Origin of the sequence: Ilumatobacter nonamiensis YM16-303 (assembly GCF_000350145.1) — a bacterium.
Lineage (GTDB): Bacteria > Actinomycetota > Acidimicrobiia > Acidimicrobiales > Ilumatobacteraceae > Ilumatobacter_A > Ilumatobacter_A nonamiensis.
Window position 1 is genome coordinate 1 of record NZ_BAOL01000034.1, and the last position, 17,501, is coordinate 17,501.

Sequence of the window (17,501 nt, forward strand, 5' to 3'; positions counted from 1 at the left end):
TTCGCGCACGGAGCGCCGGAGAAGATCACGAGGTCGGGGTTGGGAGGAGCGCCGATAGCATTTCCGCGCCCCTTATGACGCAGCAGCACCCTGACCTCGCCGACGAACAGGCCTACATCGATCATGCGTACCGCTGCCTCGCGAACAGCCGTGAGGCGGCCCTGCGGATCCGCAACATGAACGAAGCCGACCTCGGTGGCACGTTCCAGGCGCGGTTCGAACGCAACGCCTTCGACGAAGCGATCGTCAAACGCCTCGAAGACCTCGACCTCGGCGATTCCTCGCTGGTCTTCGGTCGGATCGACCGGCTCGCCGAATCGCCCGACCAGACCGAACCGTTCCACATCGGACGACTCGCGGTGGCCGACGAGGACCGCGAGCCCGTCGTGGTCGACTGGCGTGCACCGGTCGCCGAACCGTTCTACCGCGCCACCGGGCGTGAGCCGATGGGCCTCGCGCGGCGTCGCCACTTCATCGTCGAGGGCCACCAGCTGCTCGGCATCGAGGACGAACTGTTCGGGGAGGGGCACCTCGGTCTCGGCCACGACGAGGGACTCGGCGGTGAACCGTCCGGCGTCGTCGCGAACGACACCGGGTTGCGCGGCTACTCGACGCTGCTCGCGTCGATCGAGCGCGGCCGCACCGGCACGCTCGGCGACATCGTCGCGACGATCCAAGGTGAGCAGGACGAGATCATCCGGTCGCCTCAACACGGTGTCCTGGTCGTCCAGGGCGGGCCCGGTACCGGCAAGACCGTCGTCGCGCTCCACCGCGCTGCGTACCTGCTGTACACGCACCGGTTCCCGCTCGAGGATCAGGGCGTGCTCGTCATCGGCCCGAACCGCGTGTTCCTGCGTTACATCGAGCGGGTGTTGCCGTCGTTGGGTGAGGCCGGCGTCGATCAGGTCGTGCTCGCCGACCTCGTGCGTGGCGTCCAGTTCCTGCGCCCGGGGGACGAGGGCGACGACTCGCCGACCGCGGCTCGGTTGAAGGGTGAGGACCGGATGTCCGACCTCATCGACAATGCGATCTCCGACCGGGAGCGGCCGCTGCGCGAAGACATCGTGCTGCCGTTCGGCGCGGGCTATGTCCGGCTGCGCGCCGAGGAGTCGGCACGGATCGTCAAGCAGGCCAAGCGCCGTTTCAAGCGACACAATGCCGGCCGCCGGTACGTGGAGAACGAGGTGTGGGCGGCGTTGGTCGAGACCGTGCGCGATCCCGAGGTCGGGCCGCGGCAGATCAAGGACGCGTTCCGCCGCACCGACGAAGGACGTTCGATCCTCGACTCCATGTGGCCGGTGCTCACCCCGGCCGAACTGCTGCACGATCTCTTCGGCTCGAAGGCGCTGCTGAAACTCGCGGCTCGCGATGTGATGAGCGAGTCCGAGGCGTTGGCGTTGTTCCGGAATCGTTCGGACTCGGTCGACGACGTGATGTGGACCACCTCCGACGTGGCTCTGCTCGATGACGCGCTCGACGTCCTCGGACCGAAACCGGGCAAGGGCGGCAAGCTCGACGAGGCCGACGAGATCCGCACCTTCGGCCACATCGTGATCGACGAGGTCCAGGACCTCACCCCGATGCAGTTGAAGATGGCGACACGGCGTTCGCTCAACGGATCGATGACGATCGTGGGCGACATCGCTCAGGCCACCGGACCGCTCGCCCCGAACTCGTGGGACGACGTACTGGCCCACCTGCCGGATCGCAAGCCACCGCGCGTGATCGGACTGTCGGTCGGGTATCGGATCCCCGGCCAGATCATGGAGCTGGCGAACCGCGTCGCCGAGGTGGCGACGCCGGGGCTGCGTGCGCCGGAGTCGGTGCGGATCGGCGACGTCGGTCCGTCGATCGTGCGGGCACCGTCTGCCGGGGACCTTCCGAGCACGGTCACCATCGAGGTCGAGTCGATGCGGGCCGCACTGCCGGGTGCATCACTGGGTGTCGTGGCACCCGACTGGATGCTTCCGGAACTCTCGGTCGCGCTGACCGCTGCGGGGATCGATCACGGATCGGCGACCCGCACGGGTCTCGATTCCGGTGTCACGCTCGTCCCGGTGAGCGTGGTGAAGGGCCTCGAGCTCGATGGCGTGATCGTGGTCGAGCCGAGCAAGATCGTGAGCGAGATCGAACACGGGATGCGTGCGCTGTACGTCGCGTTGACCCGGTCGACGCAACGGCTGACGGTCGTCCACGCGGACGATCTCCCCGCGCCGATGCGCTGAGTCGTCGTCGCATCCCGTCGCCGCTTCGGGTGGCCGTCCGAACTCGATTCGATGCCACCGCTCGCCGGAACTCGCTGGACGGCCGGAGCTGCCGCGTCCTACCGTGGCCGGCATGAACCTGTGAGTTGTTCCGTCCGACCCTTCATTCGAACCGAGGAGAACACTCATGAGTCCACTGTCCGTCACTGCCCCGGCCTTCGTCGACATGGCCCACCGCATCGTGTGGGCCACGGTGGCGACCATCAGCCCGTCGGGCCAGCCGCGTACTCGCGTGCTGCACCCGATCTGGGAGTGGGACGGCGATCGTCTCCACGGATGGATCGGTACCTTCCCGCACTCACCGAAGGCTGCCGACCTCGCGCACGACTCGCGGGTGTCGGTCACCTACTGGTCGCCCGAACAGGACACGTGCACCGCCGACTGCGACTCGGTGTGGGAGACATCACCCGACGAACGCTCCGCCGCGTGGGACCGGTTCGCTCGTGGGCCGGAGCCGGTGGGCTACGACCCGGCGATGATCCCGGGATGGACCTCCGCGGAGTCGCCGGAGTTCGGCGTCCTCCGACTCGAACCGACTCGGCTGCGGGTGTTCCCCGGGACGATGCTGCTGCAGGGAACGGGCGACGTCCTGACCTGGAGCGCCTGACCGGCTCGGCCGCGACTCAGGCGTCGCCGGTGTAGTCGTCGATGAGGTCGGTGAGGATGCTGAACGCCTTGTCACCGTCGGCCGGACGGTTCGTGTCGACCGCATTCCGTGCCATGTCGACCGTCGTCTGAATCGCCGGCACCAGGTCAGGGTGGGTCTCGGCGACCTCGTCGGCGATCGCTGCCCAGAGACCCTCGATCCGCGCGATCGTGGCGTCTTCGTCACCGTCGTCGGCGATCTCGGCGCTCAGGCGGCTCATCTCGATCCCGATCTCCGGAAGGAGATCTGCGGCCGAACCCTCGATCGGGACGGTGGCCGCCGGAGCAGCGGAATCGACGATCACGCCGGTGTCGAGCGGGCTCGTGTCGTCCTCGGCCAGCTCGCGTCCTTCGCCACCGGTGAGTTCCGCCTCGCTGAGGCTCGCTGCCGGGTCGTCCGGGACGTCGGCGGTGTCGTCGTCCACCGTGGTCGCGCAGCCGCCCACCAGGGTGACCGCCGCGACGATGGCCGCGCGCTGCAGGATGCGTCCGCTCATCGCCTCATCATGGCCCGTCGGCGGGAGGACACCTCGTCAGGAGGAGACGAGAATCCGCTCACTGGCGAAGGAGCCGACGCCGACATGACGCCCACCGATCTCGACGGTGAGGGTGCCATCCGGCGACGATGCGGTGACGACGCCCGCCTTGCCCGGCTGGATCGACGACTCCTCGAGGAATTCCAGGAGACCGGGCTCGAATTCGAGTTCCTCGGTGATCCGGCTCACGGTGAAACCGCCGCCGACTTCGATCAACGAGAGCGGTGATGCGTCGGGGGCCACGTACTCACTGCCCGGGATCGGGTTGCCGTGTGGGCAGGTGGTGGGGTCGCCGAGCAGTTCGATCATCGCCGTCTCGACCGATTCGCTGATCACGTGCTCCCACTTGCCGGCCTCGTGGTGGGCCTCCGCCCACGACAGGTGGAGGACGTCGGTGAGGAAGCGCTCGGCGAGGCGGTGACGTCGCACGACCTGCTCACCCAACGTGCGTCCCTCGGCGGTGAGGCGGATGCCGTCGTCGGACGTGATCAGGCCCTCGGTCTCGAGGCGCTTCATCATCTCGCTGACCGCCGGGCGACTGACCTGCAGTCGTTCGGCGATGCGCGCCTGGATGACGTCGAGGTCGTCCTCACGCAGCTCGAAGATGCATTCGCAGTATTCCTCGAACGCAGGATGGTGTTCCCCAGCAGCCGGCATGTTCGAAGTGTACCTCGCGGGAATCAGGGGGTCTCGCCGAGCGTGAGCGGACGATTCACCGGATGATTTCAGCGGACGAGCTCAGCGGAGGAGCTGCCGCAGCCACGACTCGCTGTGGCGCAGACGTCGGGCCAGCTGCTCGTTGGTTGCCGCCGCCACGCGACTGACACCGGCCTTGCGGTTCATCTCCGCCTGCACCTTCGAGTGGCTCCAGCCGGTGACGTCGACCAGGCGCTTGGCCACATGTGCGTTCCGGGTCCGCAGATCATCCTTCATCTCGGCGACGCTGAGCGCCCCGGCCGGCACGAGTCCGGCCGCCGTGGGGATGTCCGGAAGGTCGACGTTCAACTCCGGACGGGATGCGAAGAACGGCGCGGGAGGGTCGGGCTCGTCGTCGAAGGCGGGCACGGTCACGTCGTACGTCGGCTCGTAGTGAACGCCGGTGTGTTCGTCGGACTGGTCGTCGCCGGCGATGACGCCACCGTCCGCACCGACGGTGTGGACCGACACCGCCGTCGCATGGGCGTGGACGACCGAGAACTCCGAGAAGAGTGCGAGCTGTTCCGCGTCATCCGCGACGGTCTGGTCATCGAGCCCACCGTCGACCTGGAACTCGTCGTCCTCCCGATCTTCGACCGGCCGCAGCACGTGGCGCCGAGCCTCGGCGATCGAGAAGGCGTGGGCACGGAGACGCGGATCGTCGGGGATGTAGACGTAGGCCTTCTGACGAGCTCGGCCGGCCTGCCAGCGAACGAAACGCCCCACTGCCTGGCGGAAGAACAGTTCGGTGGACGTCGTCGTGGCGAACACCCCGACGCGCAGCCGAGGGATGTCGACACCCTCGGACACCATCCGCACCGACACGAGCCACGGGCGATCGTTCGTGGAGAACTCCTCGATCCGCTTCGACGCGCCGGGATCGTCGCTCACCACCACATCGGACGGCACGCTGAACCGATCTCGGAGCAGCCGAGCGATCGCATGGGCGTGTTCCTGGTCGCTCGCGATGACGAGACCGCCGGCGTCGGGCTGACCGCCCTCGTCCACGGGAGTCGAACGGATGACACGGAGCCTGTCGACCGCTTGCGCCAACACCGACGGCATCCATTCACCCTCGAGACTGAGCGCCGTCCGCAGTCGCATCGATGCCTGGTCCCGCGTCAGTTCGTCCTGGAACGAGGCGGAGACGACATCGCCGGCAGCGGTCGTCCACTCCAGGTCACCGTCGACGCGCGGGAAGTAGACCGGTCGAACGACGCCGCCGTCGCGCAGCGCATCGCCGTAGCCGTAGGTGTAGTCGGCGTGCGCGAGTTCGCCCTCGCCGGTCGCGTCGTAGCGGACGAACGGGATCTGAACCGCGTCGCTGCGGAACGGGGTGCCCGACAGGGAGAGCCTCCGGTACGCGTGACCGAAGGCCTTGCGGACCCCGTCGCCCCACGCCTTCTCGTGGCCGGCGTGGTGTACTTCGTCGAGGATGACGAAACCGTCGGCGGTCAGACCCGCGAGCTTCGTGGCCGCCGACCCGGTCGCGATCTGCTGATACGTGGTGACGAGGCCGTGGACGTCACGCGCCAGCCCGTCGCCCGGCGACCATCGGGGGTCGAGTTCGAGGCCGAGTCGGTGCGCCGCCAGTGACCACTGCGTCTTGAGATGGCTGGTCGGGGCGACCACGATCAACGGACGGGGCTGTTCGGCGAGCGCGGCGCGGGCGCACGTCAGGGCGAACGTCGTCTTTCCGGCTCCCGGAGTCGCGACCGCCAGGAAATCCGGCTGGATCGAGCCGTCGACGGGGTCCGGTACGGCTCCGGCCGAGAACAGGTCGAAGGCAGCGCGCTGCCAGGGGCGGAGGGTGATCGTCGACACGTACGGGGGTGGAGGGATTTTCGGTGGAGCGTCGAGGTGCGACCGCAAAGTCACGCCGAGACAGGGGACCGTCGAGACTACTGTCGAAGGTGATGAAGCAGCAGTGACGTCCACCGTCCGTTCGCCCGACGCCTTCCGGCGTCGCTCCCACCGTTGGAGAACCCGATGCCTGCTGCCCTCACCACCCGCTCACTCACCGTCACACGCGGCGCCGACACCGTGCTCGACGCCGTCGACCTCCAGCTGACGCCCGGCCAACGGGTGGGCATCGTCGGGCCGAACGGAATCGGGAAATCCACGCTGCTGCAAGCTCTGGCTGGCCGCATCTCGGATTCGACGAGCACCGTCGAGGGTTCGGTCGAGATCACGCCGAAGACCGCGACCGTCGGCTACCTGCCCCAGGAACCCGATCGTTCCTCGACCGAGACGGTCCACGAGTTCCTCGCTCGCCGCACCGGTGTCGCTGAGGCCCAGGCGGGGCTCGATGCCACGACGCGTGCGTTGGCCGACGGCCGGCAGGGGGCCGATGACGACTACGGCGAAGCGCTCGAGCGGTGGCTCGCGCTCGGAGCGGCCGACTTCGAGGCGCGGGTCGGTCAGGTGCTCGCCGATCTCGGGATCATCGAACGCGTCCTCGCCCAACCGACCGCCACGCTCTCCGGAGGTGAAGCGGCGCGGATCTCGCTGGCATCGCTGCTGTTGTCGCGCTTCGACGTGGTGTTGCTCGACGAGCCGACCAACGATCTCGACATCGACGGGCTCGACCGTCTGGAGCGATGGGTCTGCGAGCTCGCGGCGCCGGTGGCGCTGGTCAGTCACGACCGGGCGTTCCTCGAACGGACGATCACCGGTGTCGCCGAGATCGATCACCATTCGCATCGCGTCACGGTGTTCAACGGTGGCTGGGTGGCTTTCCTCGACGAGCGGATCCGCGCCCGTGCGAGAGCGCAAGCGCGCTACGACGAGTACGACACTCAACGCCGTACCCTGCTCGACCGTCGGCAACGGGAACGGGAGTGGGCGGCCAAGGGTGCCGGTCGTGTTCGACGGTCCGACGAACGCGACAAGTTCATCCGGCATCACCAGTTGAACCAGACGGAACAGCTGGCGGGACGCTCCGCGCAGACGGATCGGGCGATCGAGCGCCTGGAGCAGGTCGAGGAACCCCGTACTCCCTGGGAGTTGAGGTATGACATCCCGACGGTCGAGCGCAGCGGTGACATCGTCGCGACAGCGGATGCTGCGACCGTCCGACGTGGGGACTTCCGGCTCGGTCCCGTCAGCCTCGACATCGCGTTCGGGGACCGGGTCGCGATCGTCGGTGCGAACGGAACCGGGAAGACGACACTGCTCGAACTCCTGCTCGGACGGATCGAGCCCACATCGGGTCGCGCCGGGCTGGGTGCCAATGTTGTGATCGGCGAGATCGAGCAGGCGCGGACGTCGATCGTGGGCGTTGCCGGCCTGCTCGAAGCGTTCGGCTCGGCGACCGGCCTCGAGCCATCCGAGGCGCGCACGCTGTTGGCGAAGTTCGGCCTCGGGCCCGGCCAGCTCGGGCGCGAGGGGTCGACGCTCTCGCCGGGCGAGCGGACCCGTGCCGCGCTCGCAGTGATGATGGCGAACGGAGCGAACCTGCTCGTACTCGACGAGCCCACCAACCATCTCGATCTGGAAGCGATCGAACAACTCGAGGCTGCGGTGGACCGCTTCGCAGGAACCGTCCTGATGGTCACCCACGACCGTGCCCTCCTGGAGGCCGTCTCCTTCGACCGGGTGCTGAGCATCAGCGACGGCAACGTCGAAGAACTCGATCCGAGAACGTCCATCGGTGCCGGTCGCCGACGGCCGTCTCCGGACGTTTGAGGTGACGCACGTCCTGGGTAGGGCGACAACAGGGGCAGCAACCGATGTGCGGGCTGCTTCGTGTAGGAGAGTATGAAGGCGAGGAATCCAGCGTGACCGATGACGAGTACGACGACCTCTTCCGGTCGGCGTACCCGCGCTTGGTCGCGATGGGACTCGCGATGTCCACACCGCGGGCGGTCGCCCAGGAACTCGCCCAGGAAACGATGCTGCGCGCGTACCGCCGACGAGACGACCTCGCGACGTACGACTCACCGATGGCTTGGTGTCGGCGCGTGATGGGCAACCTGCTGATCGATCAGCACCGCACGCGTTCGGTCGAGCGGTCGGCCGTCGAGCGGATGCAGTCGCGTCGCGACACCGATCCGACGCCCGGAACCGGCTCGACCGATCCGGCGCACATCGCCGCATCGCGCCGATGGAGCGAACTGATCGCGCCGTTGTCACAGCAGCAGCGACTCGCCGCGACGCTCTACTACGCGGAGGACCAGTCGATCGCGACGATCGCCGAGACGATGGAGATCGCGACCGGGACCGTGAAGTCGGCGCTGTCCAAAGCTCGTCGGAACCTGCGGCGAGCGCTCGACGCCACCGACACGGCTCGAACGCCCAGTGACGACGAGGAGGCCCGGTCATGACCCACGACGACGGCGACGACACCGAACTCCGCGGGATCGCGATGGGAGCGGTCCACGAACACGAGGTCTCGGTCACCAACGCCGAAACCGAATCCGCGCTCGGGTCGGTGCGCTCCCTGATCTCGGCCGGGGACACGGGCGATGACATCACGTCCACGACGTTGACCCCGCGGCGTGACCGGCGTTCGCCGTGGTTGCTGGTCGGTGCTGCCGCCGGCGTGATCGCGTTGATCGCGGGCGGTCTGGTCACCGTGCTCGGCGGCGACGCGAGCGACACGATCGTTCCGGCGACCGACCCGCCCGAGGCTGCCGTGTCGGCAGCTCCCACCTCCGCGGCACCGACCGTTCCCGAGACGACCGTCGCGCCGGAAACGACGTCGACACCCGCCCCGACGACGGTCCCGGCACCGCCGTTCGAACAACAGACGATCCGTGTCGATGCAGCGAACCCGCCGTCGGTGATCGACCCCGAGGTGTTCGCCCGCGTCCCGATCGAGTTGAACCCGGATGGAGCGCTCGACAGTTCTGCGTCCGTCGCGATCGGCCCCGACAACATCGTGGTCCACCAGAAGGGGACGGACGCGATGTCGGTCATCGGTCCGCAGGGCGAAGTCCGGCGGATCCCGATCGAGGAGCAGATCTCGTCGATCGTCTCCGGTCCGGGAGGAGTCGTGTACGGCCTGGGCGATGCGGCGTTCGACGATGGAAGCGACGCGGCCCCGACCGGTCTGCGGTTCGTCGCGATTCCGTTCGTCGGCGAACAGGCGGGCGAGGTGATCGCGGTCGAGGAGGTCCCATGGAACGAGTACCTCGAACTCCCACCGTTCTTCTTCGGTCACGGTTCCGACGGCGTGATCGACCGCGGTCGTCAGGTGGGTGACACCGTCATCGAGTACGTCGACGAGACCGGAGCGCCACTCGAACCGGTCGACGAGTTCCCGCTTCCCGCCTTCGGTGATCCGGACGACGACGGCTTCCGTGAGGACGCGAGCGTGATCGAACTCGTGGACTCGAACGTGTCGTGGAAACTGGACATCACCCGCGATCCGACCAACGCGACGCCGTTCGTGGGTCGGACGTACCCGGCCCCGACGACCGACGGCCGGGTGGTCTACTTCGAGCGCATCGGAGCCGACCTGACACCGGATCAGGATTTCGGTCCGAACTCGCTTCCGGTGGTCGCGATCCTGAACCCGGACGGGTCCGGCACATGGGTCGGGCTTCCGCAGGACTGGGACGTCGTGGCGAGCGACGTGTGGGGCACGGTCCTGATGCGTCGCACCGACACGGATCTCGAGTTCGCATTCCTCGACGACGCGCTGACGCAAGCGGGAGAGACGCCGACGAGCACGACCGCTCCGCCGACGACCGTTGCCGAACAGGATGACGACGCCATCGCCATCGAGCGGACGTGCGTCTCGGAGTTCGACTGCACCGAGTTGGCGAACACCGAGGACGGCCGGATCGTCGCCTACGACCCGACCGTCCCGGCATTTCGCGTGTATGACTCGGCGGGGAACGACCTCCAGTCGGAGGTCCCGATCGGTCCTGACGTCATCCCCGCGGACGGCGGCAACCTCCTGACGGTCGGGCCGGACGATGTCGCGTACGTCCGGATCACGACACCGGGGGCGCAGGACCCGAGCAACGACCTCCTGGCGATCCCGCTGGTCGGCGACGACGCCGGGCAGGTCGTGATGAGTTGGACCGGATTGGACGGGACGGGCGACAGCACGTTGATCCCGCGACGTGCCGGACTCACGGTCGTCCCGTGCTGCGGTCCCCGCGAGACCCGTCCGTCGTTGGATGCACCGATCTACCGGTGGGTCGACCGCAGTGGTGGCGTGATCGAGTCCGAGGCCCCGTCGTTCGACCTGAACCTCGGCGACGAAGGCAACAGTCTCACTCGGATCGACGGCGAGTCGACCTTCACGCGCTTCGCACTCCCGACTGTGTTCCAGTACCCGCGCGACTTTCCGCAGATCGTCGCGACCGACGACGGAGGTGCGCTCGCCACCGATGTGGCGCAGCTCCGCTCCGGGGCGGCGAGGGTGTTCGTGAAGTTCGGGCCCGACTGGCCGGACAACGGCAACGTCTACTTCCAGGCGATCGACGGACCGTCGACGGTCTCGCTCCTCGAACCGTCGGGCACCATCGTCGTGGCCGACGGCGACTCGTTCGTGCGCCGGACACTCGACGAGATCGCCACCGCCGGTTGGTCGGGGAAGATCGAAACCGACCGGGACGGAGCGATCCTCGCGCCCGGTCTGAACGACGACGTCGCCGAGCGTCAGCCGTACTGGGCCGGCGATCCGGGGCTGTTCGCGCTGCAGTTGAAGTCGACGGTCGGGGCGAACGAACGGGTGACGATCGAGTACGACGACGCCCCGGCGCCGGTGATCCGCGTCACGACGGAGGGCTTCCTCGACGATTCGGTCGCGGCATCTCAGTTGGCCATCACCACCGAAGTCGGCGACGACGGTCTGCTCCGGTTCGTGTCGGGGACGACGACGTATCGGTGCCAGCCCGGCCGCGGCCACCAGGACTTCTCCGCCGAACTCTGCATCTGACCGTGATGTTGCGGGGCTGATCCCGTCACATCACGCTCGCGGACAGAACGAATGTTCCCATCGTTGGTATGTTGGGAGAATCGCTCACCACGATGTGCTCGACGCGTTCTCGCCGGCCGTACGGGAGTGGTTCGCGTCGTCGTTCCCGGCGCCGACGTCGCCGCAGATCCAGGGCTGGCCGCACATCGGGGCGGGTGAACACACGCTGATCTGCGCTCCGACCGGGTCGGGCAAGACACTCACCGCGTTCCTGTCGTCGATCGATCGATTGACCACGACGCCACGTCCCGAGGATCGAACGCATCGGACCCGTGTGCTCTACATCTCGCCGCTGCGGGCGCTCGCGTTCGACATCGAGAAGAACCTGCGGGCGCCGCTGAAGGGCATCGAGCTCGCGGCGGAACGCCTCGGCGAACCGTTCATCGCTCCCGAGGTGGGAATGCGCACGGGTGACACACCGTCGAACGACCGTCAGAAGCTGATCCGTCGACCGCCGGACCTGTTGATCACCACCCCGGAATCGCTCTACCTGATGCTCACCTCGCGAGCAGCGGAGACCCTGGTCGGTGTCGAGACCGTAATCGTCGACGAGATCCACGCCATGGCGACGACGAAGCGCGGGGCTCACCTGGCGCTCACACTGGAGCGACTCGAGGAGGTCACCGAGCGACCACCGCAACGAATCGGGTTGTCCGCGACACAGCGACCGCTGGAGGAGATCGCCGAGTTCCTCGGTGGCTACTCGACTCCCGATGCGGACGGCGATGTGCGGACGAAGCGACCGGTCCGGATCATCGACGCCGGGATCCGCAAGGACATGCAGATCGAAGTGGTCATCCCGATCGAGGACATGTCGACACTCGGTCAGATCTCGACCGAGTTGAGGTCCGGACCAGCGAGTGCTGCGCTCACCGAACGCCGCACGTCGATCTGGCCGAGCATCTACCCGGAGATCCTGACCCGCATCCTCGCCAACCGGACCACGATCATCTTCTGCAACGCTCGCCGCGCCGCCGAGCGACTGGCGGCGAAGCTCAACGAATTGGCGGTCGACGAGGGTGTGCCCGGCATCGTCGATCCCGAGACCGGAGCGATGGTCGAGGAGTTGGTCAAGGCGCACCACGGGTCGTTGGCGCGCGAGCAACGAGTGGTGATCGAGGATCAGCTCAAGCGTGGCGAGTTGCGCGCGATCGTGGCGACCTCGTCGCTGGAACTGGGCATCGACATGGGTGCGGTCGACCTCGTGATCCAGGTCGAGTCGCCGGGCGCCGTGAGCCGCGGGATGCAGCGCATCGGGCGCGCCGGGCACCAGGTGGGTGAGCCGTCGCGGGGATCGATCTTCCCGAAGCATCGGGGCGATCTGCTGGAGACGGCGGTCGTGGCCCGCCGCATGCTCGACGGTGAGATCGAATCCAGCCGGTTCCTCCGCAATCCGCTCGACGTGCTCGCGCAGCAGATCGTGGCGCACGTGGCCGCGGTCGAGGAGTGTTCGATCGCGGAGCTGACCGCGATCGTGCGGCGCTGTGCGAACTTCGCCGAGATCTCCGACGAGCTGCTGAACAACGTGCTCGATCTGCTGTCCGGTCGCTACCCGAGCGAGGAGTTCTCCGAGCTCCGCCCGCGGATCGTGTGGGACCGGGTGAACGACACCGTCCGCGCCCGTGACGGTTCGAAGCGCCTCGCGGTCACGTCGGGCGGCACGATTCCCGACCGTGGGCTGTTCGGGGTGTTCCTCCCCGACGGTACCCGTGTCGGAGAACTCGACGAGGAGATGGTCTACGAGTCGCGGCCCGGCGAGACCTTCGTACTCGGCGCGTCCACCTGGCGGATCGAGGACATCACGTTCGAGCGGGTCACGGTCAGCCCGGCACCCGGTCAGCCCGGCAAGATGCCGTTCTGGCACGGCGACCGCCCCGGCCGCCCCCTCGAACTCGGTCGAGCCCTCGGTGCCTTCGTCGGCGAGATCCGCGAGAAGATGTACGTCGGTGCCGGTCACGACCGCGCATTCTCGGAGGCGATCGAACTCCTGAACGAGAAGTACTCGCTCGACGCGTTCGCCGCGGCGAACCTGGTGCAGTACCTCGACGAGCAGGCCGAGGCGACGGGCGTCGTACCCGACGACAAGACGATCGTCGTCGAGCGGTTCCGTGACGAGATCGGCGACTGGCGGGTGTGCATCCTGAGCCCGTTCGGGACACCGGTCCACGCGCCGTGGGCCATGGCGATCGAGCGCCAACTGATGGACCTCTACGACATCCCGGTCGAGACGATGTGGGGAGACGATGGGATCGTGATCCGCCTCCCCGAGTCGGCCGAGCACGTCCCGGTCGAGGCGCTGCTCGTCGACCCGGAGGACATCGACGAACTCGTCGTGTCGACATTGCCGCAGACGGCGCTCTTCTCGGCACGCTTCCGGGAGTGCGCAGGGCGATCGTTGCTCCTGCCACGACGTCGACCCGACCGTCGGACGCCGCTCTGGCAGCAACGTCAACGCGCCGCCGACCTGCTCGCGGTCGCCTCGAAGTACCCGACGTTCCCGATCCTGCTCGAAGCATCTCGCGAGTGTCTGCAGGACGTCTTCGACGTTCCCGCGCTCCGCGAGGTGCTCGAACTGCTCCGGTCGCGTGCGATCCGTGTCGTCAGCGTCGACACGGCCAAAGCCAGCCCCATGGCGTCGAGCCTGCTGTTCAACTGGATTGCTGCGTACATGTACGAGGGCGATGCCCCGCTGGCCGAGCGACGCGCCGCAGCGCTGGCGCTCGACCGGGATCTGCTGCGCGATCTGCTCGGAGCGGAGGAGTTGCGGGACCTTCTCGATCCCGAGGTGTTGGCCGACGTCGAACTCGAGCTGCAATGCGTGGCCGAGCACCGGCGCGCACGATCACCCGACGAGCTGCACGACGTCCTCCGCAAGGTCGGCGACCTGACCGCCGCCGAGGTCGACCTGCGATGCACCGACGACCGCGATGGCGTTCGCTCGTCCGTCGATGCGCCGGAGCTTCCGACGAGCGGGGGTTTCGGACAGGTCTGGATGCAGCAGCTCGTCGAGGAGAAGCGGGCCATCGAGATCGGAGTCGGCGGCGAGATGCGTTTCGCCGCTGCCGAGGACGCGGCTCGGTATCGGGATGCGCTCGGTTGCGCGATTCCCGTCGGCCTGCCGTTCGCGTTCACCGAACCGGTCGCGCGACCGTTGGAGGATCTGGTCGGTCGCTACGCCCGCACGCACGGCCCGTTCGTCGCCGCCGACGTCGCCGGTCGGCTCGACGCTCCGCTCGAGCGGGTCGGCGGTGCGATCGCCGCGCTCGAAGCCGACGAACGTCTCGTCCTCGGCGAGTTCCGGCCCGAGGGCGTCTCCCGCGAGTTCGTCGACGTCGACGTGCTGCGCCAGCTCCGGAGGCGTTCGCTCGCCGCACTTCGCCGCGAGGTCGAGCCGGTCGAACAGGAAGCGCTCGCGCGGTTCCTGCCGGCCTGGCACGAGATCCCGGCCCAGCGTCGGGGCGCCGACGCGTTGGTCGAGTCGCTCACCGTGCTGTCGGGGGCGGCGCTCGTGGCGTCGACGATCGAGGCCGACATCCTCCCGGCGCGAGTTGCGGCCTATCGCTCGGCGATGCTCGACGAGCTGTGCACCGCCGGAGAAGTCGTGTGGGTCGGAGCCGGAGCGGTCGGAGCGCGTGACGGTCGCGTCCGCCTCACGTTCGCCGACCAACTCCCGCTGCTGGCGCCCGGGTGGGAGGACCGCGATCGTCCCGACGGGGCGCTCCACGAGGCGATCCGGTCGTCGCTGTCCGAGCAGGGTGCGAGCTTCTGGAACCAGCTGCGCGGGGCCGCTCCCGGGTCGAACGACGACGAGATCCTGGCCGCGCTGTGGGACCTGGTGTGGGCCGGCGAGGTCACCAACGACTCACTCGCTCCATTGCGTGCGGTGGTTGCCGGAGCGAAGGTCAAGGCGGGTCGAGCCGGTTCGCGGTCGTCGCGGGTCGGTGGCCGTCCGCGCCCCGGTCGCCTCAACCGCATCGGGCCACCCGCGGGTCAAGGTCGATGGAGCCTGGTCGCGCCGTTGCTGCAGCCGGTGCCGCACCCGACCGAGTCGTCACACGCCCAGGCACTCCAGATGGTCGAGCGGTACGGCGTGGTCACGCGCGAGGCCGTGCTCGCCGAAGGCATCACCGGTGGCTTCAGCAACGTGTACGGAGTGTTGAAGGTGCTCGAGGAGCGTGGCCAGGTCCGGCGCGGGTACTTCGTCGACGGTCTCGGTGCGGCTCAGTTCGCAGTGCCAGGGGCCGTCGATCGCCTGCGGTCGGCGCGTGAGACGCCGGACCCGGTTCTGCACCCCGAGGACGTTCCCGATCCGATCGTCCTCGCCTCGACCGACCCCGCCAACCCGTACGGCGGAACCCTGCCCTGGCCGGAGACCGTCGGTCGGCCGGCGCGCGGCGCATCGTCGCTCGTCGTGCTCCGCGCCGGAAAGCTGCTCGCCTGGTTCGATCGCCGGAGCCATCATCTGGTCACCTTCCCCGAGACGATGGTCGACGCTTCCTGGGCGCGCGCCCTGATGTCGCTCGTCGAGCAGGGTCGCGCGAAGTCGGTCGAGGTCCGCAAGATCAACGGCGACACCGTCACGGGCCCGGATGCACCCGACGGCCTGGTCGAGATCCTCCGCACCGCCGGTTTCGCCGACGGCTACCGCGGCATGACCTTCCGCGGCTGAGCTGCCGGCTCGAGGTGCGCTCGGGCCCCTGCTCGGCTCCGTGCTCCTGCTCCTGCTCCTGCTCGGCTCCGTGCTCCTGCTCGTGCTCGAGAAATTTCGTGGGAGCGTGACCGTGAGCGTCCTGATGCCACGAAATTTCGACGGCGGCGCCATCGTCATAGCGAAATCTCGTCGTTTCGGGTCCGTGAGCGTCTCGATCCCGCGAAATTTCTGCGGCGGGGCGAGGGGTGTCCGTGGTGGTCGCGCAGGGTTCGGGGCGTGCGCGTGGGGGGTGACGACGTGAACGACTCAGGTGGGGGCGACGCTGGTATCGGGGACCCAGTTGCCGTGGAAGCCGAACGGGACCCGCTGCGGGAGTTGAATCGCGGCGACTTCGGGGCCGGAGATGTCCTCGGCGTCGAGGATGTGGAGTTCGCTCTGGTCGGTCGCCGCGTCGTAGACGACGGTCAAGATCCACCCGGCATCCTCCGCGGTGCCGTCCGCCTTCGGGACGAACACCGGCTCGGCCCCGCCACGTCCGTGTCCGAACTCGTGGGTCTCCGTCGACCCGGTGTCGGTGTCGGTCTTGATGATCGCACCGTGGATGTTGTGCTCGGAGGCGATCACCTCGGAGGTGTAGCCGAAGCGATGCTGCTTCAGACCGAACCGAGGGTTGTGGCGAGGGAACTCCTGAGGTCGGTCGTCGAGTCGGGTCTCGCGGACACGCCGGGCGACCGGGTCGATGATCCACCGGTCGAGTGTGGCGAGATGATCGCGGAACGGACCCTGTCGGTCGTCGACCATGATCGCGTCGTAGCGGCAGACGTCGACCACGACCGTTCCGTCCGCTGCGTCGTACGCGTTCAAGGGATGGAACACGTAGCAGGGATCGACGTCGCACCAGATGATGTCGTCGGCGCCGCCGTCACGCGGGAGAAGACCGACGCGGCACGGGCGATCGGGATCCCACTTGAACGGGAACGCGTAGCCGGCGGTGAGCACCTCGAGGTTGACGGTCACCGAGAGGTCGTAGACGATCGCGTACTTGTCGGTCAGCGACATGTCGTGGATCATCGGCATGTCGTTCACCGGGATCGCGAGGCTCTTCGTCACGCGGCCGTCGCCCCCGACGACGGTGTACTCGACGTGGTCGATCAGGTCGGGCCAGTGGTAGTTCATCGAATGGAGCTCGCCGGTCGACGGGTCGTACTTCGGGTGGGCCGTGAACGGGCCGTCGAGTGTTCCGTGGAACCGGTTGACGCCCTTCGGCTCGAGTTCGTAGCCGAGTTCGATCGGCGGTTGACCGCCCTCGACCATCGCCCACGTCGTGCCGGCGAAGCCGCCGACGTTGGTGTTCGCTCCGAACAGTCCCGCCGCTCGATCGGCGGGGTCGAGGACGAACCGGTTGCGGTACCACTCGGCCTTCCCGCCGCGTAGCCGCACGCCGTGAACCATCCCGGTACCCAGGAACCAGTGGTGCGTGAGCGGATCGGCGACCGACTCCGGGTTCGGCCCGTTGCGCAGCCAGCGGCCTTCGAGCTCCGCGGGGATCTCGCCGGCGGTCGGGAGGTCGAAGGCGGTCACCTCGTCGGGCACCGGTGCGAGGTTGCCCGCGAGGTACGGGTTGTCGTTCGGACGCCGAATCGGGAGGTCGGCGACGTCCGCGAGTCGGTCCGTGGGGTCGAGCGTGTCGGTCATGGCGTCCACTCAAACCGATAAGTGAACACTTGTCAACCCATTCGCGACGGCAACTCGTGAACAGTTCGCGCACGGAGCGC

General features: G+C 68.1%; 10 protein-coding genes. 6 read left to right on the plus strand and 4 right to left on the minus strand.

The features are described from left to right. The first annotated feature begins 74 nt into the window (after positions 1 to 74). Together ON45_RS04605 and ON45_RS04610 are read left to right on the plus strand one after the other, a co-directional pair. Positions 75 to 2,225 carry a HelD family protein gene (locus ON45_RS04605; protein ID WP_040492338.1) on the plus strand — a complete coding sequence of 717 codons (2,151 nt, stop codon included), beginning with the start codon at positions 75 to 77 and terminating at the stop codon, positions 2,223 to 2,225. Positions 2,226 to 2,391: 166 nt separating this feature from the next. Then, positions 2,392 to 2,871: a pyridoxamine 5'-phosphate oxidase family protein gene (locus ON45_RS04610; protein WP_040492340.1), complete on the plus strand. Its 480-nt coding sequence runs from the start codon at positions 2,392 to 2,394 to the stop codon at positions 2,869 to 2,871. 16 nt (positions 2,872 to 2,887) lie between these two features. Here the strand turns inward: ON45_RS04610 and ON45_RS04615 are convergent, their stop codons facing one another. From ON45_RS04615 to ON45_RS04625, 3 genes are all read right to left on the minus strand, one after another. After that, on the minus strand, positions 2,888 to 3,406 hold the full coding sequence (locus ON45_RS04615) for a hypothetical protein (protein ID WP_040492341.1): 519 nt from the start codon (positions 3,404 to 3,406) through the stop codon (positions 2,888 to 2,890). Positions 3,407 to 3,442: 36 nt separating this feature from the next. Further along, positions 3,443 to 4,102: a metal-dependent transcriptional regulator gene (locus ON45_RS04620; protein WP_040492343.1), complete on the minus strand. Its 660-nt coding sequence runs from the start codon at positions 4,100 to 4,102 to the stop codon at positions 3,443 to 3,445. A gap of 81 nt (positions 4,103 to 4,183) precedes the next feature. Continuing rightward, on the minus strand, positions 4,184 to 5,965 hold the full coding sequence (locus tag ON45_RS04625; protein WP_051062458.1) for a DEAD/DEAH box helicase: 1,782 nt from the start codon (positions 5,963 to 5,965) through the stop codon (positions 4,184 to 4,186). 165 nt (positions 5,966 to 6,130) lie between these two features. Here ON45_RS04625 and ON45_RS04630 point away from each other — a divergent pair, with 165 nt between their 5' ends. The 4 genes from ON45_RS04630 (at position 6,131) to ON45_RS04645 (ending at position 15,744) form a co-directional block, all read left to right on the plus strand. Then, entirely contained in the window at positions 6,131 to 7,828 is a 1,698-nt protein-coding gene (locus ON45_RS04630) for an ABC-F family ATP-binding cassette domain-containing protein (protein ID WP_051062461.1), read from the plus strand. A gap of 92 nt (positions 7,829 to 7,920) precedes the next feature. Then, complete coding sequence (locus ON45_RS04635) at positions 7,921 to 8,466, plus strand: RNA polymerase sigma factor (protein ID WP_040492345.1); 546 nt, start codon at positions 7,921 to 7,923, stop codon at positions 8,464 to 8,466. Beyond that, complete coding sequence (locus tag ON45_RS04640; RefSeq protein ID WP_040492347.1) at positions 8,463 to 11,036, plus strand: hypothetical protein; 2,574 nt, start codon at positions 8,463 to 8,465, stop codon at positions 11,034 to 11,036. Before ON45_RS04635 ends, ON45_RS04640 begins: the two co-directional genes overlap by 4 nt. Positions 11,037 to 11,130: 94 nt before the next feature. Next, positions 11,131 to 15,744, plus strand: a complete 4,614-nt coding sequence (locus ON45_RS04645; protein WP_040492349.1) for an Lhr family helicase — start codon at positions 11,131 to 11,133, stop codon at positions 15,742 to 15,744. Between the two features lie 288 nt (positions 15,745 to 16,032). Here ON45_RS04645 and ON45_RS04655 read toward each other — a convergent pair whose 3' ends face one another. Continuing rightward, positions 16,033 to 17,421 carry a carotenoid oxygenase family protein gene (locus ON45_RS04655; protein WP_051062462.1) on the minus strand — a complete coding sequence of 463 codons (1,389 nt, stop codon included), beginning with the start codon at positions 17,419 to 17,421 and terminating at the stop codon, positions 16,033 to 16,035. Positions 17,422 to 17,501: the final 80 nt, after the last annotated feature.